Origin of the sequence: Snodgrassella alvi (assembly GCF_002777425.1) — a bacterium.
GTDB classification, from domain to species: Bacteria; Pseudomonadota; Gammaproteobacteria; order Burkholderiales; family Neisseriaceae; genus Snodgrassella; species Snodgrassella alvi_B.
This window is the reverse complement of sequence record NZ_MDVC01000062.1, coordinates 1-26,132: the sequence shown is the minus strand read 5'-3', so window position 1 is coordinate 26,132 and position 26,132 is coordinate 1. Positions and strand designations below refer to the sequence as shown.

Annotated in this window: 31 protein-coding genes, 2 pseudogenes and 1 riboswitch; of the genes and pseudogenes, 22 read left to right on the top strand and 11 right to left on the bottom strand. The window is 42.0% G+C overall.

All coding sequences use genetic code 11. From position 1 onward, the window contains the following. The 3 genes from BGI33_RS06530 to BGI33_RS06520 all read right to left on the bottom strand — a co-directional run. On the bottom strand, window positions 1–588 hold a 588-nt coding region (locus tag BGI33_RS06530; RefSeq protein WP_144235375.1), incomplete at its 3' end, for a helix-turn-helix domain-containing protein. 57 nt (window positions 589–645) lie between these two features. Continuing rightward, complete coding sequence (locus tag BGI33_RS14340) at window positions 646–1,056, bottom strand: hypothetical protein (RefSeq protein ID WP_257379480.1); 411 nt, start codon at window positions 1,054–1,056, stop codon at window positions 646–648. Between the two features lie 153 nt (window positions 1,057–1,209). Next, window positions 1,210–1,524: a hypothetical protein gene (locus tag BGI33_RS06520; RefSeq protein WP_144235374.1), complete on the bottom strand. Its 315-nt coding sequence runs from the start codon at window positions 1,522–1,524 to the stop codon at window positions 1,210–1,212. A 123-nt stretch (window positions 1,525–1,647) separates the two neighbouring features. On the opposite strand from BGI33_RS06520, the gene BGI33_RS06515 reads away from it, so the two are divergent. From BGI33_RS06515 to BGI33_RS06470, 13 genes and pseudogenes are all read left to right on the top strand, one after another. Beyond that, entirely contained in the window at window positions 1,648–2,442 is a 795-nt protein-coding gene (locus BGI33_RS06515; RefSeq protein WP_100090475.1) for an RHS repeat domain-containing protein, read from the top strand. A gap of 3 nt (window positions 2,443–2,445) precedes the next feature. Further along, entirely contained in the window at window positions 2,446–2,862 is a 417-nt protein-coding gene (locus BGI33_RS06510; RefSeq protein ID WP_025315281.1) for a hypothetical protein, read from the top strand. Between the two features lie 223 nt (window positions 2,863–3,085). Then, window positions 3,086–4,135 (top strand): RHS repeat domain-containing protein, encoded by a 1,050-nt coding sequence (locus BGI33_RS06505; protein ID WP_218965148.1) that lies wholly within the window; start codon window positions 3,086–3,088, stop codon window positions 4,133–4,135. A 5-nt stretch (window positions 4,136–4,140) separates the two neighbouring features. Beyond that, window positions 4,141–4,467 (top strand): hypothetical protein, encoded by a 327-nt coding sequence (locus BGI33_RS06500; protein ID WP_100090473.1) that lies wholly within the window; start codon window positions 4,141–4,143, stop codon window positions 4,465–4,467. Between the two features lie 63 nt (window positions 4,468–4,530). Then, window positions 4,531–4,905: pseudogene (locus tag BGI33_RS06495) on the top strand (RHS repeat-associated core domain-containing protein); the annotation flags it as partial. Between the two features lie 27 nt (window positions 4,906–4,932). Further along, window positions 4,933–5,103, top strand: a complete 171-nt coding sequence (locus tag BGI33_RS13090) for a hypothetical protein (protein WP_180297092.1) — start codon at window positions 4,933–4,935, stop codon at window positions 5,101–5,103. Between the two features lie 2 nt (window positions 5,104–5,105). Continuing rightward, window positions 5,106–5,465 (top strand): hypothetical protein, encoded by a 360-nt coding sequence (locus tag BGI33_RS06490; RefSeq protein WP_100090471.1) that lies wholly within the window; start codon window positions 5,106–5,108, stop codon window positions 5,463–5,465. Between the two features lie 195 nt (window positions 5,466–5,660). Further along, window positions 5,661–5,888: a hypothetical protein gene (locus BGI33_RS13085; RefSeq protein WP_180297091.1), complete on the top strand. Its 228-nt coding sequence runs from the start codon at window positions 5,661–5,663 to the stop codon at window positions 5,886–5,888. Between the two features lie 22 nt (window positions 5,889–5,910). Beyond that, window positions 5,911–6,030 carry an RHS repeat-associated core domain-containing protein gene (locus BGI33_RS13995; protein ID WP_218965150.1) on the top strand — a complete coding sequence of 40 codons (120 nt, stop codon included), beginning with the start codon at window positions 5,911–5,913 and terminating at the stop codon, window positions 6,028–6,030. A gap of 201 nt (window positions 6,031–6,231) precedes the next feature. Next, a complete protein-coding gene (locus BGI33_RS12900) occupies window positions 6,232–6,405 on the top strand; it encodes a NucA/NucB deoxyribonuclease domain-containing protein (RefSeq protein WP_143557111.1) in 174 nt (57 codons plus the stop codon). Next, a complete protein-coding gene (gene comJ, locus BGI33_RS06480; protein WP_100090470.1) occupies window positions 6,405–6,887 on the top strand; it encodes a competence protein ComJ in 483 nt (160 codons plus the stop codon). The genes BGI33_RS12900 and comJ overlap by 1 nt, the downstream gene beginning before the upstream one ends. Before the next feature lie 189 nt (window positions 6,888–7,076). Then, window positions 7,077–7,394, top strand: a pseudogene (locus tag BGI33_RS06475) (RHS repeat domain-containing protein); the annotation flags it as partial. A gap of 173 nt (window positions 7,395–7,567) precedes the next feature. Continuing rightward, window positions 7,568–7,846, top strand: coding sequence for a hypothetical protein (locus BGI33_RS06470; RefSeq protein ID WP_100090469.1), 279 nt, complete (start codon window positions 7,568–7,570; stop codon window positions 7,844–7,846). A gap of 358 nt (window positions 7,847–8,204) precedes the next feature. Here the strand turns inward: BGI33_RS06470 and BGI33_RS06465 are convergent, their stop codons facing one another. From BGI33_RS06465 to BGI33_RS06455, 3 genes are all read right to left on the bottom strand, one after another. Then, window positions 8,205–9,236 carry an AI-2E family transporter gene (locus tag BGI33_RS06465; RefSeq protein ID WP_100090468.1) on the bottom strand — a complete coding sequence of 344 codons (1,032 nt, stop codon included), beginning with the start codon at window positions 9,234–9,236 and terminating at the stop codon, window positions 8,205–8,207. A gap of 181 nt (window positions 9,237–9,417) precedes the next feature. Further along, window positions 9,418–10,008: a DJ-1/PfpI family protein gene (locus BGI33_RS06460; protein ID WP_100090467.1), complete on the bottom strand. Its 591-nt coding sequence runs from the start codon at window positions 10,006–10,008 to the stop codon at window positions 9,418–9,420. A 567-nt stretch (window positions 10,009–10,575) separates the two neighbouring features. After that, on the bottom strand, window positions 10,576–11,316 hold the full coding sequence (locus tag BGI33_RS06455) for a carbonic anhydrase (RefSeq protein WP_100090466.1): 741 nt from the start codon (window positions 11,314–11,316) through the stop codon (window positions 10,576–10,578). Between the two features lie 141 nt (window positions 11,317–11,457). Between BGI33_RS06455 and BGI33_RS06450 the strand changes: the two genes are divergently transcribed. Together BGI33_RS06450 and BGI33_RS06445 are read left to right on the top strand one after the other, a co-directional pair. Continuing rightward, window positions 11,458–12,603 carry a methionine aminotransferase gene (locus BGI33_RS06450; protein ID WP_180297093.1) on the top strand — a complete coding sequence of 382 codons (1,146 nt, stop codon included), beginning with the start codon at window positions 11,458–11,460 and terminating at the stop codon, window positions 12,601–12,603. Between the two features lie 238 nt (window positions 12,604–12,841). Next, window positions 12,842–13,354, top strand: a complete 513-nt coding sequence (locus BGI33_RS06445; RefSeq protein WP_100090464.1) for a ClbS/DfsB family four-helix bundle protein — start codon at window positions 12,842–12,844, stop codon at window positions 13,352–13,354. Window positions 13,355–13,781: 427 nt separating this feature from the next. Here BGI33_RS06445 and BGI33_RS06440 read toward each other — a convergent pair whose 3' ends face one another. Beyond that, a complete protein-coding gene (locus BGI33_RS06440) occupies window positions 13,782–14,684 on the bottom strand; it encodes a tyrosine recombinase XerC (RefSeq protein ID WP_100090463.1) in 903 nt (300 codons plus the stop codon). Beyond that, window positions 14,685–15,116 carry an acyl-CoA thioesterase gene (locus tag BGI33_RS06435; protein WP_100090462.1) on the bottom strand — a complete coding sequence of 144 codons (432 nt, stop codon included), beginning with the start codon at window positions 15,114–15,116 and terminating at the stop codon, window positions 14,685–14,687. Window positions 15,117–15,292: 176 nt separating this feature from the next. On the opposite strand from BGI33_RS06435, the gene BGI33_RS06425 reads away from it, so the two are divergent. Continuing rightward, the gene (locus BGI33_RS06425) at window positions 15,293–15,745 is read left to right on the top strand and encodes a universal stress protein (protein ID WP_100090460.1); all 453 of its coding nucleotides are present in this window, start codon (window positions 15,293–15,295) and stop codon (window positions 15,743–15,745) included. A 110-nt stretch (window positions 15,746–15,855) separates the two neighbouring features. Here BGI33_RS06425 and BGI33_RS06420 read toward each other — a convergent pair whose 3' ends face one another. After that, entirely contained in the window at window positions 15,856–16,485 is a 630-nt protein-coding gene (locus BGI33_RS06420) for a TetR family transcriptional regulator (RefSeq protein WP_100090459.1), read from the bottom strand. Between the two features lie 311 nt (window positions 16,486–16,796). On the opposite strand from BGI33_RS06420, the gene BGI33_RS06415 reads away from it, so the two are divergent. From BGI33_RS06415 to BGI33_RS06390, 6 genes are all read left to right on the top strand, one after another. Beyond that, a complete protein-coding gene (locus tag BGI33_RS06415; protein WP_100090458.1) occupies window positions 16,797–18,026 on the top strand; it encodes an efflux RND transporter periplasmic adaptor subunit in 1,230 nt (409 codons plus the stop codon). A gap of 12 nt (window positions 18,027–18,038) precedes the next feature. Then, window positions 18,039–21,251 (top strand): efflux RND transporter permease subunit, encoded by a 3,213-nt coding sequence (locus BGI33_RS06410; RefSeq protein ID WP_100090457.1) that lies wholly within the window; start codon window positions 18,039–18,041, stop codon window positions 21,249–21,251. Further along, window positions 21,248–22,750, top strand: coding sequence for an efflux transporter outer membrane subunit (locus BGI33_RS06405; protein WP_100090456.1), 1,503 nt, complete (start codon window positions 21,248–21,250; stop codon window positions 22,748–22,750). Before BGI33_RS06410 ends, BGI33_RS06405 begins: the two co-directional genes overlap by 4 nt. Window positions 22,751–23,011: 261 nt before the next feature. Then, window positions 23,012–23,245, top strand: a complete 234-nt coding sequence (rpmB, locus tag BGI33_RS06400) for a 50S ribosomal protein L28 (protein ID WP_037406798.1) — start codon at window positions 23,012–23,014, stop codon at window positions 23,243–23,245. 26 nt (window positions 23,246–23,271) lie between these two features. Continuing rightward, complete coding sequence (gene rpmG / locus BGI33_RS06395) at window positions 23,272–23,427, top strand: 50S ribosomal protein L33 (protein ID WP_100090455.1); 156 nt, start codon at window positions 23,272–23,274, stop codon at window positions 23,425–23,427. Between the two features lie 115 nt (window positions 23,428–23,542). Next, the gene (locus BGI33_RS06390; RefSeq protein WP_100090454.1) at window positions 23,543–23,770 is read left to right on the top strand and encodes a SlyX family protein; all 228 of its coding nucleotides are present in this window, start codon (window positions 23,543–23,545) and stop codon (window positions 23,768–23,770) included. A gap of 336 nt (window positions 23,771–24,106) precedes the next feature. Here BGI33_RS06390 and tenA read toward each other — a convergent pair whose 3' ends face one another. Together tenA and BGI33_RS13080 are read right to left on the bottom strand one after the other, a co-directional pair. Then, window positions 24,107–24,769, bottom strand: a complete 663-nt coding sequence (gene tenA / locus BGI33_RS06385; RefSeq protein WP_100090453.1) for a thiaminase II — start codon at window positions 24,767–24,769, stop codon at window positions 24,107–24,109. A gap of 57 nt (window positions 24,770–24,826) precedes the next feature. Continuing rightward, a riboswitch (TPP riboswitch) is annotated at window positions 24,827–24,916 on the bottom strand. Window positions 24,917–25,029: 113 nt separating this feature from the next. Continuing rightward, the coding region (locus BGI33_RS13080) for a hypothetical protein (protein WP_180298968.1) at window positions 25,030–26,132 on the bottom strand (1,103 nt) is incomplete at its 5' end.

Sequence of the window (26,132 nt, the reverse complement as noted above, 5' to 3'; positions counted from 1 at the left end):
AAACGCCAGTCTTGAATAGGTATCAATAAACGTTTGTTGGTATATTTTCCCAATCCCTTTAATATGACCAACATAATATGTATCTTGTGCGCATAAGTATCCAGGATGCTGGGTCTCAATTTCACCCTGTGCCTCTCGCGCTGCTTTCGCTTTCTCTAAAGCCTGTAGCTGGCTTTCTGTTAACACAAGCCCTTCCTGAGCTACTTTTGTTTCCAGAGCGATCAGTCTTTTTTTGAAGCTTTCTAAATCGTGGCGTAACCAGATTGAACGTACACCACTGCCAGAGACCATTATTCCTTGCAGACGTAGCTGATTAGCAACCCGATGTTGGCCATAAGCAGGAAATTCATAAGCCATATTAACGACAGCCTGCTCAATATGAGGTTCTACGCGATTTTTCTCTATAGGTTTTTTGCGACTTATTTCCTGAAGAGCTAATTCTCCGCCCTGTTCATAGAGTTTTTTGAAGCGATAATAGCTGTCGCGACTATACCCCAAGACTTTACAGGCTTGCTGAACGTTACCTAACTGTTTAGCGAGTTCTAAAAGTCCTAATTTAGGTTTAATTATTTTTGCAGATTGATTCATTACTGACACTCCATTGTTGGTTTAAAATACACTAAATGTCAGATTAAATAAAGACTACTACACGTCAGCAATATACACTTTGCTGCCGGCAGCAGTGCCGAAATTATCCACCGCTTTAAACGCGATGCCATCGGCCGCCTGATCGGCAAATACACCACCGACGGCAACACCGCCTACCAGTACGACAAAGCCGACAACCTTATCAAAGTCGGCTACAAAAAAGCCGGCCTGCCTGCTGAAGCTGAACCCGACCTCATTACCTTCAGCTACGACCAACTGGGTAACCTGCTGAGCGAAACCACCGCACAGGGCACCCTCAGCCACCAGTACGACCCACTGGGCAACCGCATCGCCACCACCCTGCCGGACGGGCGCACCATCAACAGCCTCTATTACGGTTCCGGCCACCTGCACCAGATAAACATCGACGGCCACATCATCAGCGACATCGAACGCGACAACCTGCACCGCGAAGTATTACGTACTCAGGGACGCCTGAACACCCAGTTCAAATACGACCGCAACAGCCGTCTGCAACGCAAACAGATACAGCGCAATCAGAATCCCATCCTGCCTGATATCCTGCTCGAACGCAGCTACCAGTACGACAACCTCGACCGATTAGTAAGCAAAAAACACAGCAAACACGGACAGACCGATTACCGCTATGATCACACCGGCAGAATCGAAGGCTGTCGCAATCAAAGATACTGGGAGACCCTGCAATATGATGCCGCTGCCAACCTGCTGGACAGCAAATACAGAGAAGACTACAGCAACCACAACCTGATTCGCTGTAACCAACTCCTGCATTTCAGAGGACACCACTACCGCTACGACGAGCACGGCAGAACCCAGACCAAACAGACCACCGGCGCCACCCAGCATTACCACTACGACGCCGAACATCGCCTGAGCGAAGTACGCATCGAACAAACAGGCCGCAGTCAGCGTTACGGCTATGTTTATGACGCCTTAGGCCGGCGTATCGAAAAACATCAGATAGACCGCGAAGGCAAACCCTACAACCGTACCCGCTTCCTGTGGGACGGGTTAAGAATGATTCAGGAAACTGGTCCAAATCACCCCACCAGCCTGTATATCTATACCGACCAGAACAGCTACGAACCACTGGCACGGATAGACACAGACGGCAACCAAGAACAACATATCCGCTACTTCCACACCGACCTGAACGGCTGTCCGGAAGAGCTTACCGATGCAAACGGTAAAATACTGTGGGAATGCAGCTTTCAGCTATGGGGGAAGCGGATTCATGAAATCGAACACGAATCGGTAGAACAAAACCTCAGATATCAGGGACAATATTTAGACAGAGAAACAGGCTTACATTACAATACTTTCAGGTATTATGATCCAGATATAGGTAGATTTACCCAGCTTGATCCGATTGGGTTGCTGGGTGGGTTTAATCTATATCAGTATGCGCCTAATGGGTTTACTTGGGTAGATCCGTGGGGATGGAGTTGTGGTGTTGTAAAACCCCGAAAAGCGTCTCAATTGCCTGTAACAAAACCAGGAACAAAAGCATGGCAAAAAGCAGTAGAAAAATTAAGGATGGCTAGAGGACATGCAACTGATAATGATGGCAATAACATTCACAATATACGTGTTCCAAATCAGCGCGATGCTCGACAGCTAATTGAAGAGGCTTTTGGTAAAGGCTTTCCACATAATAAACCTCAAACCAAAACTGGAAACCGTGGCTATGAATATCATAGACCTCCAGAATCTACAGTCCCATTTGATAATGATCTTCAACACATAAAATGGTATGACTGGCAGACTAAACAAGGGGCAGACGGACATGTATTTTATGATATATGGAATTAATTTATGGACCTATTATTTTCGACATATACTCATTTTTTTGGTACAAACATTGAGCACGATAAAGCAATAGAAATTAGAAAAGTTATTATTCATACTTTCAGAAAACCTTTTATTAAAAAAGATATGAAGACTCATGGTCCTTTATGGAATCAATATATAGCGCCCAAAGGAGCGATTGATATTACTAATCTTGATACAGATAAAAATATACAGGGTTATGTATTAGTCGATGGAAAAGGAAAAAATATGTACTTATTTTTATCTTCTTTGAAAAATTTTTTATCATATCTAGAAAATAGAAATGATGGTTTATTTCCTGCTATCTATTTTGTTAATAAAGATTTTACCTTTTGTCTTGGAGAAAATGGCGAAAGAGGGACAATGCAACCTATTTATGTTTATAAAGGGGTAAAAATCTAATAAAAGCGGTGATTTTATTATTAAATACGATGAAGATGGAATATAAGTTTTATTAACAGATGAGTTAATTGCGGATATGGCTAGAAGAGATTGATGTCTATAACTAGGTATATATCAATTATGTGTTTTTTGAATAAAATAAAGAAATTCTTATAGGTAAACAAGATATTTTAGAAATATGCTTTTATTTTTTACTTTAACATCTCAGGGATATTATGATTTTATGAGTTATACTATATATTATATTAATAATATAATATATCATATTGTAACTACCCAGCACTATCATTACGATGCCGAACACCGTCTAAGCGAAGTACGCATCGAACAAACAGGCCGCAGTCAGCGTTACGGCTATGTCTATGACGCCTTAGGCCGGCGTATTGAAAAGCATCAAATAGACCGCGAGGGTCAACCCTACAACCGTACCCGCTTCCTGTGGGACGGCTTAAGAATGATTCAGGAAACCGGCCCGAATCACCCCACCAGCCTGTATATCTACACCGACCAGAACAGCTACGAACCACTGGCGCGGATAGACACAGACGGCAACCAAGAACAACATATCCGCTACTTCCACACCGACCTGAATGGCTGCCCAGAAGAACTAACCGATGCAAACGGTAAAATACTGTGGGAATGTAGCTTTCAGTTATGGGGAAAGCAGATTCATGAAATCGAACACGAATCAGTAGAGCAAAACCTCAGGTATCAGGGACAATATTTAGACAAGGAAACTGGCTTACATTACAATACTTTCAGGTACTATGATCCGGATATAGGTAGATTTACCCAGCCCGACCCGATAGGGCTGCTGGGTGGCTTTAATCTGTATCAGTATGCGCCTAATGGGTTGACTTGGGTCGATCCGTGGGGGTTAGCTAGTGATGATGTTTTTATTCATTATACGGATTCGATTGGCTTAGAAAACATCATGCGAACAGGTGTATTAGAACCTAATGCAAAAGGTAAAGTTTACATCACAGATATTTTAATGAGCCCGAAAGATGTGATGACTAATATTTTTTTAGATCAAACAACCCATGCTGGAAGAGGAGATTATGCAGTAATTTTTAAAGCTAATGAAGTCCAAACGACTAATATTAAACCGTCTTCTCAATTAGAATATATTCATAAAGGAAAGTTAAAACTAAATGAGGTATTATATTCTGGTAAGAACCCATATTCTTTCTTGTCAAGTTTAAATTATGAAACTAGATTGAAATTGACAAATAATCAAATTAACTCTAGAGTAAAAACAAAAGGTTGTTAATAATAATGGATGTTGAAAAAATAGAATTAACTAGAAGTGAAGTAAATGCTTTAACCAAAGCAATTCTTTATTTAAAGTTCGATTGTGAGGAAATAGACTCATTATTTTATTGTAGCAGTCCCATTATTAATTCAATTTTTGAAAAATTGATAAAAATGTATGGGTATCAAAAAGATTGGGACAGGATTTTTTCAAATATTCCTGAAATGAATAAGAGTATTGCTATTGATAAAATAGCTAATTATGAAAAACAAAACAATAGATATTTTGATGAGAAAACAAAAAATGAGATATTAGAAAAATATCTTTTTCCCTATAAATTAGACAAATAAAGTTATTAATAGGGTCATATTAGATTATATATTGTTTCTTTATAATGCAGGTATCACCTCTGGGGTAAACCGATTCAGGAAATCAAGCACCAATCAATAGAGCAAAACCTCAGATATCAGGGACAATATTTAGACAGGGAAACCGGCTTACATTACAATACTTTCAGGTATTATGATCCGGATATAGGTAGATTTACCCAGCCTGACTCAATTGGGCTGCTGGGTGGGTTTAATTTGTATCAGTATGCGCCTAATGCTTTTGGGTGGATTGATCCTTTAGGGTTGAGTAAATGTTCTAATTTTGAAAATAAAGATAAATTGAATTCTCATTTTAAAAAGCACGGTGGTGAATTTGGGGCAAAGACTAAACAAGAGTATTTAGACATTGGGCTTTACGTAGTAAAAAATGGCTACAAAGTTCAATATCCTTACAAATGAGAGTTAAGAACTGGATATATTTCTTATATGGGTAATATATCTAAAGGTGCAACAAAAATAGGATTTGTTAGTACTAATTCTGAAGGTCATATAACAACCATCCACACAAAAAGTGGAAAAGATATTTGGAAAACTCTCAATGGTGATGCAAAAGATACTGTTTTAAAAGTTATTCCTAGAGATGCTAATGGATTATAGATATGAAATATTATGCTAAAATTATTTCGTTAAATGATGATATCGAAGAAGAAGTTGTTTTATCATTAGGTGAAAAGGAAATATGTTGTTTTATAAATAGTGCTCCATATGCATTAATCGAAAAAAACATATATTTAGTAGAATTAAGCTTGTCTTTTCTTGATGAAGAATTAATAAGCGAAGTGGATTGCAAAACAATGTCATTTAATAGAATAGACGAAAGTTTTTCTTATGAGATTATTGGTTTTTTATCTGGTAATCAACTAATTACAGATGGAGTTATTTTTCTAGAAGAATTTTTATTTCTTGATTCTAAATATGTAATTCTTAAACCAGATAGAATTAGTGTGTCTTTTTTATGAATTAGATTTAATGCAGCTGGGAATGGTATTAATTACTTCCAGCTATTCTATTTACTCTAATATATCTTATTTAAAATAGTTAGTTAAACAATAATTTTGAATCTACATTTATCATATATAAATGTGAAATAAACAAGCGTAACCGATTATAGCTGCTGCCGTAACCAGAGCTATTGGGAAACCCTGCAATACGATGTGGCCGCTAACCTGCTGCACAGCAAACACAGAGAAGAATACAACAACCACAACCTGATTCGCTATAATCAGCTCCTGCATTTCAGAGGGCACCACTACCACTACGACGCCGAACACCGCCTGAGCGAAGTACGCATCGAACAAACAGACCGCAGCCAGCGTTATGGCTACGTCATTCATGAAATCGAACATGAATCAGTAGAGCAAAACCTCAGATATCAGGGATAATATTTAGACCAGCGAAACTGGACTGCACTACAATACTTTTAGGTATTGTGATCCGGATATAGGCCGTTTTACTCAGCCGGATCCGATTGGGCTGCTAGGTGGGTTTAATCTGTATCAGTATGCGCCTAATGGGTTGACTTAAATTGATCTTTGGGGATGGACATGTATATTAATTAAAGCTAAGTCAAAAATTTATGACTATAAACTTAAATTGAGGTATAAAAAATATCCACAGACATTTGGACATATCAAAGATGCAATATCAAATGTACACCCATCGATTGAGACTAGTAACTGTACTGGTGCTAAAGTGAATAGAAGAAATAATTTGAAAGGAATTAAAATGAAATTAGATTATGATCGAGATGAGTGGCGAATGGCGGTATTTAACGAAAGTGAAAAAAGCACAAGTGTTAGGTATATCAATCCTTGTGATAATAGGGGTGCTGGATCAAGTATAGGAAATATTATGTCAGATTTGTTTGAAGGAACCAAGATTGAAATAAAGGTTTATTAATGGAAAATGATAAAAACCAAGTAGTAGATTTATTGATATCACATAATCAAATTTTAGTTCGAGCAAGGTCTTACTCTGAACAATTATCTCAGTGGGGCAAAGAAAATATCGAGCAAGGTGCTGTAATTCACTGGGATTATGTTATTTTTGATCCCTTACCTGAAGATGCTTTTGGAGCTAATGTCTTTTTAAAATTAACGAACAAATTTGTTATGGATGAAAAAACACAACGTTGTATTGTTACACCGTTTTATGTTAATGGTAGTAATAACGTTGAAGTTGCATCTGCAACTGAGAAATTTAAAATTAATATAAAATTAGATTCTCCTTTATATTCTCTTTATTACGAAATCTGTGAAAGTGATGAAGTTTTTTATAAATTTACCTTTGTACCTACAGAAATCCCCATAGAGGCTCAATACCTAATTGATGACCCTTGGGGGGGAGAAAAAGATAAAGCCCTTAAACTTGGTTTTTTATAATTATATAAAAATGATAATTAAATTATATTTTAAAGTTTTATTATAGATCTCGATATACTTAATATTAATATAGGGTGATTAGTCCCCAAAAAATATAATTCAATATCTATGTTAAAAAATTATAGAGTATGTTGTAATCATATTTATAGTAAATAATGAAAACTATTCCGTTATTAAGGGCAATATTTAGACAGAGAAATCGGACTGCATTACAATACTTTCAGGTATTATGATCCTGATATAGGACGCTTTACCCAGCCAGACCCGATTGGGCTACTGGGTGGGTTTAATTTGTATCAGTATGCGCCTAATGGGTTAACTTGGGTGGATCCTTTAGAGTTAAAAGGACTAATCTGCGAGCCTAAACGCATTAAATATATACATAATCGTCATATTAGAAGGCCTAATGGCGTAGGTAATAGTAAATTTATCTTAAAGGAAAAATCTAAATTACAGGCCAAGAGTAAATATAAAAAGCCTAGTCAATATAAGAAACTGGAAGAATGAACTATGAAAAATCCTAGTAAAATTATCCATCAGAGTGATGGACGCATTAGGCATGAAAGAAATTATGATTGTGTAATTGGTTCAAGAGGAGAAAAAAGCCATATAACAAATTTTGACCCTATAAAGAATAAAATAATCACATCTTACCCTGCGCATTTATAGGAATTAATATAATGTTAGATTTTTCATACTTATCAGATACTGATGGAAGCAAGCCATCTTTAACACTAGATTATAAAACAACGCAGTTATTAAATGATGCGTTTTTATATTTAAAAGAAAAAACAGGAATATATATTGATCCATATGGAAAAACAAGAATTTACCCGGATCATCAAAGAATCTTAATCAATTATTTAGTAAAGAATAAAGATAATGAAATAAAAAAATTAGTAGCTTTTTTGAGTGAGGCAATTTCTAAAGATGAAGTAATCATTGCTGATGGAGATTAAAAATCAAAATAAAGCTAGCTGATAGGATATAAGTTTGAAAATATCAGCCGCCTAGAAAAATGTTTAGCTAAAATTCGGAAAATAAGAAGTAATCAACAAATGTGTAGAAATAACCTTTATATAGTGATCGATGAAAAATTAAGGGGCTATGCTATTTTAGGGGATAGTAGCAGTACAATCACAAACGGTTAAATTCCTCGTTAGGCTATTTGCCTCCCGTGGAGTTTAACGAATGGCTACCCCTTAATTTTATTGTTTGAATATGTGTTGCCATTCCACCTGATGTTGAACGCTATAAACACAGAGATGATTAAAGGCCATTGTTGATGGCCTTTTTGCTGTTTGGTGTATGGTTGGATTAAATGATTTTGAGCTGTTTTAGTGATAGTTTCAAAAAGGCATAGAAAATAGGGGCAAATACTAAGCCGATTACGCCAAACAGGGTTTCGGAAAGTACCATGGCGATAAGCAGCTCACAGATACCGGCATGGATTTTGGTGCCTACTATTTTGGCATTCAGTATATATTCGATTTTGTGAATAATGATTAGGTATGTCAGTACGATTACGGCAATCCAGAATGAAATGGTAAAGGCAACCAGACACATGATGGTATTAACTATCAGATTGCCGATGATGGGTATCAAGCCAAGTATGAAAGTGGCGAGTATCAGGCTTTTACTGAATGGTAGATGGATACCGAATAGGGGTAAGACAATAAGCAGGAAGAGGGCAGTCATGATGGTGTTAAACAGGGCAATCATAACTTGTGAGAATGCGACGTACTGGAATACCAATATCAGGCGGTCGAGGCCATCTTTTAGTGCCTGCATATAGATGGTGGAGGCGGAGGGAGTTTCGGTGATGTTGCGTTTATTTTGTTGATAGCCCGCTATTAAGCCGATAATCATGCCGATGATGATGATAAGTAGTGAGTGAAATAATTGTTTGATTACTGACTGAAGATATAGGACATGTTCTTTGATGAAGTTTAGCGCATTGGCATGTAGCTCAATCAGGTTATCGGGCAAATAATTACTCAGTTCTTCAGGTAAGGAGTTGGCAATGCTGTTAAATAGGTTTTGAATGTGAGTGAGGGTTTGTTGCGGATCTTTCGCTACGCTGATGATCCAGCTGATGAGATAGCCAAAGCCGCCAATCAGTAAAACCATGATGAACAGTGAGAGCAGTAATACGGAAAACAGTTTTGCTTTGTTACCCCAGCGGTGCATTTTTCTGGCCAGAAAATCTTCGAGTTTCTGGGTAAGGGTATAGGTGAGTAAGCCAGAAATAACCCCGGACATGAGGTGTATCTGCATAAATATGATAAAAAATATTGAATACAGTACTACGAAAAACAGGCCAATTTTTTGTTGTTCGTTTAACAGCATGGTTTATTCCTGGTTAGTTCCGATTGAGTAGTTTGGGGTTAGTTATGGTACTGCGGGCTGGTGTTATTCTGTGTAAATAAAAAAGGATTGGATTGCGGATAAATCAGGTTGGCGATTTTTCTGCTCCAATATGATAATGCTTTATGTGTTATTTAACTATTGCTGGTAGGGTGGGTGTGCTTTATTTCGAACAGAATTCATCCTGCTGGCTGTCCTGTTGCCAGTGATATTCGATTCTAGTTGCAATTTGCTGGGCAGTATTTTTGCCGACTCTGTCTTGTACAAATGCTAAGGCCATGTCCATGCCGGCACTGATGCCGGAAGAGGTATAGTATTTACCGTCTGTTATCCATCTGGCTTTTTCTACCCAATGTGTTTGTGATGATGAGGTTTTTACCCAATCGAAGGCACGTTTGTTGGAAGTTGCCTGTCGTCCATTGAGTAATCCTGTTTTGGCCAGCAGGGCGCTGCCGGTGCATACGGTTAGTACATACTGGCTTTTTTGTGCCAGTAACTTTAGCTGGTTAATAAAATCGGTGTGCTGAATCAGGGTGCGGGCGCCCTGTCCGCCGGGGATAAAAAGTGTGTCAATATTTGCTGGGATGGCAGTAAAGCTTTCGGTAGCAATGCACACGCCATCCTGATTGCTGATTGAGCCACCGGTTTGGGAGTAAAACTGTATATTCCAATCTGGTACTTTACCAAATATTTCTACAGGACCGAATACATCCAGTGTTTCAAAATTTGGATAGAGTAGAGTGGTAATTTGCATGTGTTTTACCTTTGTAGCTGGTATAGGGATACAGAAAGCCCGTAGGCTGAGTTAAGTAGGTTGATTGGTAAATAGAATAACATTTTCTCTGGTTGGGGGCTGGCTAATTTATAAGGTGATTAAGGGGATTGTTGTAACTAGGCCTGTCTGAGTGATTTTTATCTAAGCTGGTAGATAGAGAATATATTGCAATCAGAATGATAAATTGAGGCCGGAATGTATAGCGTGGCCGGATTCGGATACGGTTTTACCTAAATAGGGGTAATATTATTTATTGGTTGTTGATGGTGAGGTTGAGTGTGGAGCCTTGTTGTTGCCACAGTTGCTATGAGGGCATTTGCTGTTGTGGCTTCACGGTTGATGTAATAGGCTAATATATCGAACAGCCAGTTATTATTTTGAACGAACGATTCATTGAGGCAGTTGTTCTGAATCTTGTTACTAGTATGGAAATATTTAATTAGTAAACCAATATTTTCGTTGAGATACAGGAAATAGCTAGTGTCAGATATATAAAACAGTCAGGCGTTATGTGGCTAGGCCTGACTGTTAGTAAGTTGGATGGATTTAGTTGTTTTCGATGATGCGGTTGTTGAGTGGCTGGATAGGCCGATTATTATTTTTGGCCAGATAATGGGAGATATCTTCGATTTCTGCTTTCGACAAGGTAATAGGTTGCCGGAATAATATCCATGTTACTGGTTCGCTGCATGGCGGGGTGGTCAGTGAACCGGTATAGCGGTAGTAACTACGGTTGTGCGGGTAAAGATGTTCAGGATTGAATAAAATGTTGGTGTTTTCATTGCCATTTTGAGCCAGTTGTTTGAATACAGACAGCTTTTCAAAATAGGAGTTTTCTTTGCCTTCCTGGACAAATACGGTAACTACAAGATTACTGTGATCGGCTGCCTGATGGACAAAGTGTAATTCCAGTGGATAGCGTACACCATTGATGGTGTGCTCGGCTGGTTCATGGGCGTGAAACTGAACCAGTGTGTAGGTTTTGCTGTTGTAGGTAAGGGTGCTGTTTGGGGCGAAGTAAAAATGAACTGAATGGCCGCTGTTGGCTATTTTGTTAATGTTGGCATGACGATAGTTAAATTTCAGTTTGGGTAATTTCTGGTTGGTTTTGCTGGCCAATATATCAATCGGGGATTGGGTTTTGCCAGTGGCGCAAGTTTGCGCATCAGCCATTTTACCCCAGTTTTCCGGGGCATTATCGCCTTGATAACCCCAGTGGGCATGTTCAGCCATGGCCGGGGTAGTCAGACCAAGGTTAAGACATAATACTAAAATGATTTTTTTCATAATGTGAGTACTATTAGTTTATGAGGTTATTGGGTTTATTCCTATTTGGTAACTAATTGTACTATTTTTGTTTTTAAATATAAATTTATTGTTAATTTAAGTATGTGTCTATATGATGTTTCTTTTTTTCTGGTGTAAGTGATGTTGACTCTGGACTCTAAATTACCAGCTGTGGGGACAACGATTTTTAGTGTGATGTCGGCACTGGCGGCAGAACATGGGGCGCTGAATTTGTCACAGGGGTTTCCTGATTATGCGGTTGATCCGAAGTTAATCGGGCTGGTTGAGCATTATTTAGGTGCTGGTAATAATCAATATGCGCCGATGACTGGTGTGGCTGTGTTACGTGAGCGCATTCAGGCAAAGTTTCAGTGGGTGCATGGGCTAACTATCGATGCTGAGCAAGAAATTACGGTTACTACGGGGGGAACTCAGGCGATTTTTACAACCATTGCTGCGCTGATTCGCCCGGGTGATGAGGTAATCAGTTTTGAACCTGCTTATGATTGCTATGCGCCAGCGGTAACCTTGTTTGGTGGAAAAATGATACCAGTACGGCTGACTGCGCCGGAATTCGCTATAGACTGGGATTATGTTAAATCATTAATAACGCCTCGTACGCGACTGATTATTGTGAATAATCCGAATAATCCGGCCTGTCGGGTATTCAGTATGGCTGACATTGCTGCTTTGGCAGAGGTGGTGCAGGACAGTAATGTTTTTGTGTTAAGTGATGAGGTGTATGAGCATCTGGTTTTTGACGATATTCAGCCACAAACTCTGTTAAAACATCCGTTGTTGCGCGAGCGGACTTTTGTTGTAGGTTCGTTTGGTAAGCTGTTACATGCAACTGGCTGGAAGGTAGGTTATTGTGTGGCTGCACCGGCACTCATGGCTGAATTTCGCAAGGTGCACCAGTTTAATGTGTTTAGTGTGCATACACCCACGCAATATGCTATTGCCGATTATCTGGCCGATGCGTCACACTATGAAAATTTAGGCCGGTTTTTCCAGCAGAAACGTGATTTTCTGCTAGCCGGTTTGCATAATTCGCGCTTTAGGGTGTATGTGCCTCAGGGAACGTATTTTATTGTGCTGGATTACAGTGCCATCAGTTCTGCGCCAGAAAATGAGTTTGTGCGTGAGTTAGTAATTAAGTACCGATTGGCCACAATACCTTTGGCGGCGTTTTATCATGATGGTTTTAGCCAGCAGTGTGTGCGGGTATGTTTTGCCAAGCAACAGAAAACGCTGCAACAGGCAATAGAGTTATTGTGTGCGGTGTAAAATAGAATAACCGGGAATATATAGGGCAGATTATTGATTCTGCTATTTTTTATATGCCGATAGATACATTGGTGCTGTTGTGGTTGATAACCGACCCAACTCGAAGCGAGCATTTTTTTGATAAAAAATATAAGTAGCTAGTGAGAATCGTTAAACAGACGTTGCGATGCAGAAAAGAGAGTAAATATTCTTATGATGCGTATATTGCAATTTATTATTGAAATGTTAGGAGTAGATTATGGCCATACCTGAATCCAAAAATGAATTAATAGTAGCGATTAATAAAAATTATTCATTGCTAATCAAAAAGTTGATTTCTATACCCGCACAAAAGGCATTTGAGCCTCTTATGGAAGGACATGTTAAAGGCAGTACGATGAGTGTGGCACAATTAGTTTCTTATTTAATTGGCTGGGGAGAATTAGTATTGTCTTGGCATGCTCAGGAAGAAAAAGGGCAGGAAATCATTTTTCCTGAAGTTGGTTTTAAGTGGAATGAATTAGGCCAATTAGCGCAGAAGTTTTATTGTGACTACAAAAATATAAATGATTATAATGCGTTACTTCGTCTTTTGGACAAAAATAAAAATGACATAATCAAGCTTATTGAAGGCTTTAGTGATGAAGCTTTATATGGAGTTGCTTGGTGTGGTAAATACACGCGAGGACGAATGATTCAGCTGAATACATCTTCTCCGTATAAAAATGCGTCCGGTCGATTGGCGGCATTACTTAAAAAGCTTGGTAGTTGAGTTGTTCAGTTTTTTAAGTGAAATTTAATCAGGTCTGACTGGTTAATAAATAATAGCAAATAGCTGAAACAATTCGAGTTGAAGAGTATATTTTTCTTTTTATTACTCCGAATAATACCTAGCCTATTATATTTAAGCCCCAATTTGCCATACTCTTTGTGGTTATGAAAACTACCAGATCAGTGAGCACAGAGTAAGTAGTATCTGATGCTGTAAAATAATTATAATGGCATATTTAGTGTGTGTTTGTGTGCATCTACCATAGTCATTGACATAACGTGCCCAGATAAAGAGTGATTTTGGGCAGTTTTGCTGATAAGCAGTATCTCGTGCACTGGGAATAACTGTCCCAGAATGTTCAGCAAAACGATAATGGCAATTATGGATTGGGTTTGGCTAAGTATAAACAGATTCAGATATCAAACGGTTATTTGTTACGTCGTTTGGCGCGCGGATGGGTACTGTCATAAATTTTTGCCAGATGATTAAAGTCCAGTTTGGTGTATTGCTGGGTGGTGCTGATGGATTTATGGCCGAGCAGCTCTTGTACGGCACGGATATCATGGGCACTTTGTAACACATGGCTGGCAAAACTGTGCCGCAGCATATGCGGAGATAGGTGGCGGTCACTGTCGTGGGTAATCGACCAGACATTCAGGCGATTTTGAATTTGGCGCGCACTCAGGCGTGTGCCACGCTGGCTGGTAAAGACCGCATTTTCGTCGGCAACTGCGTAGCGATGGGGCAGATAGCGCTGTAAGGCCACGATACTTTTTTGCCCTAAGGGAACCTGACGCTGTTTGTTACCTTTACCTTGCACTTGTACCCAGCGTTCATCCAGTATCAGGTGGTGTAAATCCAGTTGTACCAGTTCGCCCAAGCGTAAACCACTGCCATATAGCAGCTCGAAAATAGCCTGATCGCGCAGTGATAAGGGGTCATTAGCGGTAGGCTGGTCAAAAGAGTGATTGAGTTTTTCTGCTGGTACCGCTTTGGGTAAGCGGGCACCGGCTTTGGGTGCTTTAATGTTGCTGGTAGGATTGGCAGTAATTTGTCCCTGTCGTTGCAGAAAATTAAAGTAAGTACGCCATGTGCTGAGTTTGCGTGCCAGTGAAGCAGGCTTATCACCCATGCCACTGAGCTTTTTCAGTGCGCCAACCAGATGCAGGCGGGTAACGCAGGCGGAGGTAAGGTCAGCGGGCAAAATCTGACTTAGCTGAATCAGATCACGACTATAGGCAGTGCTGGTTAAAGGTGACAAGCCGCGCTGCTGTAGGTGCTGGAAAAATTCATTCCATAGTATCCAATTAGGGGGTGGTACTGGCTGCATTTAATAACTCTGTGCAAGGGCGTTGCGAAAAATTTCCGGCGTGCGGCTGATACGCTGACGCTGATAATTAAAAAAGGCCATACCAGTCTTTACCATGGCAATAGCTGCACCATCATTGGCTCGGCGAATGCGGTAAATCAGGCTGAAACCGGTATTACTCAGGCCGATTATACCTAAATCAAAGTCTAGCTCGTCGCCATAAAAGCTCTGTCCCTGAAATTGCAGGGCTGCATCCAGCATAATCAGGCCGGTGCCACCCACATCCATTTCACTAAAGCCTAAAGAAGCCAGCAAACGCAGGCGTGCTTCATGGCACAGGCGCAGTACAGCATCATTGGCCAGATGGTTACCGTAATTAATGTCGCCGATATGTACACTGATGCGGGTATGAAACTGCCAGTGTTCAGGTGGTTCGATATGCATGCGGCTCATGGATTATCCTTGCTAGATTCAGGCTGGATGGTAGCATTTTTTGCAACAGTCTGTGGCTGGCTGGTGTTTGTACCAGACAGATTTGTGCTAAGCTTTGCCAGTATTTTTCTGGTTATATTGTTGTTTTTCAGTTTATTACAAACAAGGTCATGGTTTATTGAGCAAGGAGTATAACGATGTATCACAAAATTATGGTACCGGTAGATGAAAGCGCAGCCGCTATACGTGCGTTGCAGGAAGCAATCATGCTGGCCAGATTGTGTAATGCTGTCTTGCGTGTGGTTAATGTTGTGGATCTGGCGCAATTTAGCTGGGGTGGGGTAGGAGCACTGCCTTCTGAAGAAGTACGCAAGGCCGTGAATGCTGCTGGCAAGAAAGGTTTGGAGCAGGCAGAAAAACTGCTTACAGAATCTGGCTTGCAGTATGAGATTGAAGTGGTGGAAAGTGCCGGCGATAAGGTGGCCGATATGCTGATTCAGGAAGCTACCGAACATAATGTAGACTTACTGGTGATGGGCACCCATGGCTTTAGTGGCTTTATGCATATTTTAATGGGTTCGGTAGCGGAGGGTGTTTTGCGCCAGTCTGATATTCCGGTAATGTTATTAAGAGTACGTGATGATAATTAATTAATTGTCAGCAGTGATCAGTCAGGCCAGACAGTGCAGGCAGTCGCCATAATTGTATCTTGTCTGGCAGTGTGGCATTTGTGCTTTAAATTGACATGTTTGCCAGCAAGTTATTGGCGCAGATTCGGGTTATGTTGCAGTGACTCAAGCGCAATATTAATAAAATTGGGTGCAATGCTTGTAATATCTATATTATGCGGATCAGTTAGCCATAAATTTGTCAGCCCCATGAACAGTGCCTGAAAGTACAGGGCAGCCTGCTGAATATTGATGTTTGCTGGCAGAATATGTTGCTGGCAGCACACCTGAAACACAGCACACAAGTTCTGCCACCATAAATTTTGGTATTTTTGCAACAGCGCAACTATGGCACTGTTGTCGGCAGTATGTTCACAATTCAGATGTAATATGTAGCAGAATTTACGGTAATTATCGTCAGTAGCCATGCGCTGAAACATCTGTTTTAACGCCTCCATCAGATTGTTTAATGCATTTGGAGAGCTGGTGTCGATATCATGTTGCAGCTGCTCGCTCAATTTGCTGAAAACCTGTTGGAATAAAGCGTCAAACAAGTCTTCTTTATTTTTAAAATGCCAGTATAAAGCACCACGGGTCACACCGGCTGCGCTGGCAATCTCTTGCAGTGAAGCACGGCTTACACCGCGCCGATAAAATATGTCCAGTGCCGCAGCCATGAGAGCCTCTTTAGTTTGCAGGGATTCCTCTTTGGTCTTGCGCATAATAAATTTCCGTTAATCTGTAAATTAAATTTAGGCAAATCTGTGCTTAATCCAGATTGGCACAGATTTTTTTGTTTAAAATAACTAAAGTATTAAATTTATTACATCTGGTATACATACATTGTTGCATGTATAATGCGCAGCGTAAAGCCATTTTTATTTAATCGTCTGTTGTCGCATTGCAGATTGCCTGATATTTCTGTTCCGGCTGTCCGAGGTGTCGACATCGGCGCTATTTGTGTCATATTTTTAGCGCAACAGAGTAAAAATTCATTTAATTTTTAATTATATATGCACATATTGAGGTGAGTATGGGAACGAGTCGAAGAGCAGATAAATGGCGCATCAGTGCGATAGTACTTGCTAGTGCGCTGGCATTAGCTGCCTGTGGCAAAAAAGACAAGGCACCAGCGCCACAAGCGCCAATGGTCAGTGTGCTGACTGTACATCCGGAAACGGTAACTGTAGATACTGAGCTGACCGGCCGTTTAAAACCGATTCGCGAGTCAGAAGTGCGTGCCCGTGTAGCTGGTATTTTGCTGAAACGCTTATTTACAGAAGGCACCTATGTTAAAGAAGGACAGCCACTGTTCCAGATTGACAATGCGCCTTATCTGGCCTCCCTGCAATCTGCCCGCGCCAGTTTGGCAACCGCTCAGGCCAATGCAGCCAAAGCTGATGCCGACGTTGTCCGCTACCGCCCGCTGGTAGCCGCTAATGCTATCAGCAAACAGGAATTTGATCAGGCAATTGCACAACAGCGTCTGGCACATGCACAAATTGACAGTGCACAGGCTGCGATTAAATCGGCACAGATTAATGTAGGCTATGCCTATGTACGTGCTCCGATTTCAGGACGTATTGGTAAGGCACTGGTTACTGAAGGTGCACTGGTTGGCCAGAACGATGTTACCAAGCTGGCTTTGATTCAGCAAACCCATACCTTATATGTTGACCTGAACCAGACTGCCGCACAGGCAATGAAAATCCGTCAGGATATTGCTGCGGGCAGAATGAAAACCATCAATGGCGCCGTCGAAGTGGCCATCAAGCTGGATGATGGCAGCGAATACCCGCAAAAAGGCCGTCTGCTGTTTACCGACATGACTGTGGATGAAGGCACTGGTGAAGTTAAAGTACGTGCCGAAATTCCAAATGATAATGATATGTTATTGCCCGGCCAGTTTGTGCGGGTAGAAATTCCGCAAGCTGAAATTCAGAATGCCATCGTATTGCCGCAGCAGGCAGTAACCCGTGGTGCCAGTGGTGATACGGTTACTGTGGTTAATGCGGATGGCAGTCTGGCTGTTCGTCCGGTAACTGTTGTACAGCAAAAGGGCACAGACTGGGTAATCAGTGGTGGCTTGCGTGCTGGTGACAAAGTGGCTATGGACGGTCTGGCACTGGTGCAGTTAACCGGTGCGAAGAAAGTTCAGACTCAGCCGTGGAAACCGGCATCAGCCAGCGCACCGGCAGGAGCTCCTGCTCAGGCAGCTTCAGCACCCAAGGCCTCTGCGGCATCTGCCTCTCAGGCCAAGTAAGGAATATGTAATATGTCACGATTTTTTATTAACCGACCGATTTTTGCATGGGTGGTGGCGCTGTTCATCATCATTGCCGGTATAGTGTGTATTACCAAGCTACCTGTTGCCCAGTATCCAACCGTAGCACCTCCCTCTATTACCCTGACCATTGCCTATCCGGGTGCCGATGCCCAGACTATTGAAGATACCGTATTATCGCGTATTGAACGCGAGATGAATGGTCTGGAAAATCTGGACTATATGGAGGCCAAATCGCTGTCCAATGGTACAGGTACATTAACCTTAACTTTCTATCCGGGTACTGATGACGATATCGCCCAGATGAATGTGCAGAATGCCCTGTCACGGGCAGAACCGCGTTTGCCAGCCATGGTAAAACAGACTGGTGTACAGATTGCCAAATCACGCAGTAACTTCCTGATGGTAACCATGTATACCAGTGATAATCCCAATCTGACACCGGCAGACATGGCAGACTACGTGGCACGTAACATTCAGCCGGAATTACAGCGTATTGATGGTGTCGGTAACGTAATGGTGTTCGGTTCCGAACGTGCCATACGTATCTGGCTGGATTCAGACAAGTTGCGCAGTGTGAATCTGACACCGGCAGCGGTTAATGCTGCGGTAGCTGCACAAAACCAGCAGATTTCTGCCGGTAGCTTGGGTGCCTTGCCTTCTCCTGACAATATTCAGACTACAGCGACCATTGTCGTTCCCGGCCAGCTAAAAACAGTTGAACAGTTTGAAAATATTATTGTCAAAGCCAATACCGATGGTTCACTGGTACGCCTGAAAGACGTTGCCCGGGTAGAGCTGGGTAAACAGGATTACTCTACTGGTGCGCGTCTGAATGGTAAAGACGTGGTAGGTGCCGGTATTCAGCTAACCTCCAAAGGTAATGCACTGGCAACAGCCAATGCAGTTAAGGCCAAACTGGCTGATTTGCAGAAATATTTCCCGGCTGGCATGAGCTGGTCTGCACCGTACGACAGCTCTACTTTCGTGAGTATTTCCATTGAAAAAGTGGTACATACACTGGTAGAGGCCATCGTACTGGTATTCCTGGTAATGTTGCTGTTCCTGCAAAACATCCGCTACACCCTGATTCCGACCATTGTGGTGCCGATTGCCTTGCTGGGTGCCTTTTCCATCATGTATTTTGCCGGCCTGTCGATTAACGTACTGACCATGTTTGCCATGGTGCTGGTAATTGGTATTGTGGTCGATGATGCCATCGTGGTGGTGGAAAACGTTGAGCGTATTATGGCGGAAGAGCATTTGCTGCCCAAACCGGCTACTGAAAAAGCCATGGGACAGATTTCCGGCGCCGTGATAGGTATTACCGTAGTACTGATTACCGTATTTATCCCGATGGCGTTTTTCTCTGGTTCTACCGGTAATATTTACCGCCAGTTCTCCATCGTTATGTCAGTGGCCATCTTCTTCTCTGCTTTTCTGGCACTGTCTTTGACACCGGCTCTGTGCGCCACTTTGCTCAAGCCGATTGCCGAACACGAGGCCGAGAAAAAAGGCTTCTATGGCTGGTTTAACCGCAAATTTAACAGTGGTACCAAAAAATACGAATCCAAAGTCGCCTATGTACTGCATCGCAGTGTGCGCATGTTTATCATCTACGTCATTATTACCGGCTGTGCACTGTTTGTAATGGGACGTCTGCCGACTTCATTCCTGCCGGAAGAAGATCAGGGTTATTCTATCGGTTTGGTTCAGTTACCACCGGGCGCTACTCAGCATCGTACACTGGAGACATTCAAGAAGATGGAAGATTTCACCCTCCATCAGCCTGAAGTGAAAAACATGGTATCAATATTGGGCTTCAGTATGACCGGTCAGGGACAAAACGTAGGTTTGAGCTTTCTGGTACTGAAAGACTGGTCTGAACGTGACGGCGCAGAACACAGTGCCAATTCACTGGCCAAACGCATTACCGGCGCCATGATGGGTTCGGTTCGTGATGGTTATATCTTTGCACTGGTACCACCATCCATTCCTGAACTGGGTACCAGTACCGGCTTCAGCTTCCGCCTGCAGGATCGTGGTGGTAAAGGCCATGAAGCATTACTGGCAGCACGTAACCAGCTACTGGGTATGGCGCGTGAAAGCAAAGTGCTGACACAGGTACGCCCCGATGGCATGGAAGACGAACCACAATTGCAGATTGATATCGACCGTGATGCCGCCAATGCACAAGGTGTCTCATTTAGTGATATCACCACCGTATTGAGTACGGCGCTGGGTTCCAACTACGTAAACGACTTCCCGAACAAAGGGCGTATGCAGCGTGTGATTGTGCAGGCTGATATTGCCTCCCGTATGACACCGGAAGACCTGAGCAAACTCACTGTGAACAATGCACAGGGACAATCCGTACCCTTGTCCGGCATCATGAAAACCCACTGGATCACCGGTCCGGCGCAAACTGTTCGCTATAACGGTTATACCGCCATGTCTATTACCGGTAATGCAGCTCCGGGTTACAGTACTGGTGATGCCATGGCCGAAATGGAAAAAATGGCCAGCAAACTGCCGGATGGCTTTGGTTATGAATGGACAGGCCTGTCCAAAGAGGAAAAAGACGCTGGTAACCAGTCTACCGTCCTCTATATGTTCTCCCTGCTGGCTGTATTCCTCTGTCTGGCCGCACTGTACGAAAGCTGGACAATCCCATTGTCTGTCATGCTGGTCGTACCGCTGGGTTTGCTTGGCGTGGTATTGGGTACATGGCTGCGTGGCATGGAAAACGACGTCTATTTTCAGGTGGGGCTGATTACCGTGATTGGTTTGAGTGCTAAAAACGCCATTCTGATTGTGGAATTTGCCAAAGAGCTGCAAGAGCAGGGTAAATCCCCGCTGGAAGCCGCACTGGCCGCTGCACACCTGCGTTTCCGCCCGATTCTGATGACCTCTATCGCTTTCATCATGGGCGTAGTACCGTTGTATTTCGCCAGTGGTGCCTCTTCTGCCAGTCAGCGCGCAATTGGTACCAGCGTATTGTGGGGGATGTTAGTAGGCACCTGTCTGGCCTTATTCTTTGTGCCCGTGTTCTATTCAACTGTACGTAGCCTGTTCAGCAGAAAAAAGAACGACAAAGATGGTAATGCGCCTGACAATGGCAAAAACCTGCCGATTACTGTAAACAGTGATGGCAGTGCCACCGTACAGCCAGCCGACCAGACAGACAAAGAGGATAAAGCATGAAACACATAGTAAAACCTACCCTGCTGGCTGCATTAATTGCCGGGGTAATGTCTGCCTGCTCAATGGCACCGCGCTATCACCAGCCGCAAGTAGAAATGGCAGAAACCTTCCCACGTGCCGCCGCCAGCGACCAGCAGGCTGGTGCCGTAGCAGCGGCCAATCTGGGCTGGCAGGATTACTTTGCTGATGAACGTTTGAAACAGATTATCAGTCTGGCCTTGACCAATAATCGTGATTTACGTGTAGCTGCCTTAAACGTAGAAGCGGTACGTGCACAATATGTTATCCAGCGTGCCGACCGTTTGCCAGCGCTGGCGGCTACTGGCAATGGCGGCCGTTCCCGTGTCGCACGGGATTTAAGTGCCGTGCGTGATGCTACTGGCCAGCAAACCAGCTATATTGCCGAATCATATAATGTTGGCTTGGGCGTTACCGCATTTGAGCTGGACTTGTTCGGACGGGTAAAAAGCCTGTCTGATGCCGCCTTGAATCAGTATTTCCAGCAGAAACAGGTACGCGATTCCACCCAGATTAGCCTGATAGCCAGCGTGGCCAAAGCCTACTTTGATGAACGCATTGCACAGGCACAAATGGATTTATCCAGCCGTGTACTCATGTCACGTGAAGAAAGCAAACGCCTCACTGACCTGCAATTCAAAGCGGGCGTGATTTCACAGGTAGAAGTAGATGTAGCCGAAGCGCAAATCGAAACTGCCCGCGCAGATTATGCAGCAGCCAAACAGGCGCGTGAGCAGGCGCATAATGCCTTAACCTTGCTGGTAGGCAAACCACTGCCAGATGACCTGCCCGCAGCAGCGCCACTAAGCCGGCAGTTTGTTAATGCAGAACTGCCAGTAGGCTTGCCGTCTACCATTCTGTATCAGCGGCCGGATGTGCGTGCAGCCGAATTTGCGCTTAAATCTGCCAATGCCAATATTGGCGCTGCCCGGGCAGCATTTTTCCCGCGCATCAGCCTGATTGGCGGCATTGGTTCTGGCAGCAACGATATTGGCCATCTATTCAATGGTCCAAACCGCACATGGAGCTTTACACCACAGATTACCCTGCCGATTTTCACTTGGGGACAAAACAAAGGTAATCTGGATTTGGCCACTGCACGTAAAAACATCGCCGTAGCACAGTATGAGCAAACAGTACAGGCTGCTTTCCGTGATGTGGCTGATGCACTGGTAGCACGCGATTCGCTTAAAAAGCAGTATGAAGCGAAGCTACGTGGCGAGCAGGCACAAACCAACCGTTATAAACTCACCCAGCTGCGTTATAAACACGGCATCGCCAGCTCACTGGAACAGCTAGACGCCGAGCGCGACAGCTATGCTGCCCAGCAGGCATTGCTCCGTACCCAGCAAACCCTGCTGGAAAACCGTGCTGACATCTATAAAGCACTGGGTGGTGGCCTGAGACAGCAAACAGTAGCACCTGCTGCAAACACCACGGTAACCACCACAACGACCACCACTACGACAACGGTGCAGTAATTGTAACCTCAATCAGGATGGCAGCATTACTCCTGCCATCCTTTTAGCAGCGCGGGCAGCATGCTGAAAATATAGCGCTGGTTAGCATCTGAACATGTTAGCCAGCCAGTGCACGGACAAGGCTATAGCAGCCAATGCCTGATTTAACAGCAACATTTTTACCTGCTCGTGCTATACAAAATGATTTAACCCTTGAATAGATTCCGCTTTTCATGGTATAAATCGCGTTTTACAAAATTAATTAGAAGTTTGGAGTTAACCATGGCACGTGTATGTAAAGTGACCGGTAAGCGCCCCATGAGTGGCAACAACGTGTCACACGCCAACAACAAAACCAAACGCCGTTTCTTGCCTAACCTGCAATCACGTCGTTTCTGGGTTGAAAGTGAAAACCGTTGGGTTCGTCTGCGCGTTTCTAACGCCGCTCTGCGCACCATCGACAAATTAGGTATTGAAGTAGTATTGGCCGACCTGCGCGCTCGCGGTGAAGCTTAATCATATAGTGATTTAAGGATAGAGCAATGCGCGACAAAATCAAACTGGAATCATCTGCTGGTACTGGCCATTTCTACACCACTACCAAAAACAAACGCACCATGTCTGGCAAATTCGAAATTAAAAAATTCGATCCAGTAGTGCGTAAACATGTAATGTACAAAGAAACCAAACTGAAATAATTGTTTCATACTGGTTTGAAAAACCTGAGCAGTTTATTGCTCAGGTTTTTTTCATTAGGGATAATAAAACATAAATCAGATTTACCGACTAAATGGCCGTACTATGGAAAACAACATGCATGAAGCACATATCGAATTACAGCACCGCATCGAAGAGCTGGAAATACAAAGCGCATTGCAGGAAGAAACCATCCAGAGCCTGAGTGATACCATAGCCCGGCTGCAACAAACCTTAGATTTACAACAGGCACAACTGCGCCTGCTGTACCAGCGCCTGCCGGACAGAGCAGACAGCGGTAGTGAACCATTTAATCCGGCAAGTGAAATTCCGCCACATTATTAAACTATTGAAACAGACAAATAGTAGCAGGTACAAGTATCGATTACCTTGCCTGATAAACGTTTAAATCGCAATACGGATTAAAAATTCAGGCTTAAAGCGAATGATTAAAAGTCTGCCAATGGCGCTTCGTGCCAATCTGGAAAGATCAAAAAGAGCCAAAACTCATTATCCACCCTGAATTATCGGTAATATACTTTTATAAGCAGCACATCGGAAATCAATTCAGGAAAATACAAAGGATAATTCAACCACACAGAATTATGCCTAGTTAGTATTCATCTAATGATTAACTTTTCCAGCATTTATGCTGACAAAAAAATCGATATTGCTCACAACTTAATAGCTTTTATCCAGACCCATTTGCCAGAAATCAGCCTCTAATCGCGTTGCATTAGTAAAAATTTTTGCCAACTGCTCAAAACGCTGCGAATCAATATTGGCCAAACGCTGATTAATCCAGTTAATCTCTGTTTGCATGGCTGCATGAAATTCATCACCTGTATACATCTCAATCCAGCTCAGATAAGGATTGTTGTGCGCCTGATACCATGATTGTTCCTGAATCCAGCGCGCAAGTACTCCATAGCCAATCAGGCAGGGCGCCAGTGCGATATGTAAATCCAGCAGATCACCTTGCTGTCCGGCATCAAGTATATAACGTGTATAAGCAATATTGGCCTTAGCTTCCGGCAAATTATCAAGCTCCTGTTTACTTATGCCCCATTGCTTGCAGTACTGAATATGCAAATCCAGTTCAACGTCAACAATAGCTTTAAGACCAGCTAAGGTTTGCCGTATCTCAAAAATATCATGGCTTTTATAAACTGCAAGCCCCCATGCACGCGAAAACTGAATTAAAAACAGATAATCCTGTTTTAAATAATACTGAAAGCAGGATTTATCTAACGTTCCCTTACCTAATTGCTGTACAAAATCATGCTGGATATAGCGATTCCAGTCGTCCCGACAGGAATCAATAAGGGATTGGAATGATGGCATCAACGCTCCTTTAATAAACAATATATTAAAAGGAGTAACAAAACAGACTTATTATTGCAAAAGCTTGTTTTATACTCCCTTCGTCGGTATTAACCGCATCAGGTTCAACGGGTGTAATCTCAGCCTGTGGCACCCCGGATAAATTAACCAGTAAGTTAAGAAATAGATGAGACAAATAAGAGAAGAATATTATATTCAGCTAACAGCCTCACCAATGAATACAGTATACATTTGTTTTCAATAAATTTATATGAATAGAGTTATTTGTTTGGAGCAGGATTTTTATTCGTGAATTCATCTGTATCTTCTCTACAATGTTTAAGCAGGAACTCATCTACATCCGAAGCTGTACCCGCAGATATTTTCTGTTTAGCATCATATAATGTCACCAGTTTTAAAATATCATTATCCGCACTATGGGCAGTAGGTTCTGAAGCGGAAGAAGGTGATGCTGTATTTTGTTCTGAAGACGTTTTTTTAATATCTTTAAAATCTTTTTCCTTGATTCTGGCAAGAGTTTGCCAGCTATTAATTTTGCTTTTATCCAGAATCACTACTTGAGTTATTCTAATATTCTCATCACTATTATCAGCCTTTTTGGTTGTTATCCAATAAAAATTTTTAGAATTATTAGATTTATTATCAGTTGCGTTTTTTTCTTCTGATTTAATTTCATCTAAATGAGCAAATTCAAGCACTGCCTGATTACCGATACGTGATTTAATTATAACTGGACAGATAGGTACGCGAGGTTCTAGAGATTGGCTATTACATACTTTTTTTCCTAATGTTTGATTAATTTCCTGACACGTTTCTTTGGTTACTGTTATGCGTGCAGAATTAATTTCACCGAGTTGAAGAACTCTGATGCCCATAAATGTGACATTAGCTAATTTGTCTATAGCCATTAGAATGGGAAATAATAGTAAAAAACATATAAATAAAGCATATAAAATCTGTTTATTATATTTTGCAATTACAATAAAAACTGAACATATTGTAGGTATCAAAACTAATAAGAAAAGTTTTAAGAAAATAGAGTTATTTGTTTCGTTGCTAATATCTCCACTTAGCCATACAAGACAAAAAATCATAGCAGAGCCTGTAATAAGAATAGTAGCTATAATAGTAGTATTAACTGACCACCGAAAAATTTTGAATGCGTCTGAAACCTTATTATTATTTTTAATATTTTGGGTTTGCTGGGGAGTTTTTGCTTTTGAGTTTTGCGTATTTCCAACCTGTTTAAAATTAATTCTAGGAAAAAGGATAGGTAAAATTGGAAGTATTACGAACCCAAGACTAATCATGGTTATAATGGAAAGAATATTTGAAGCAAAATTAATTAATATTATTAATGAAA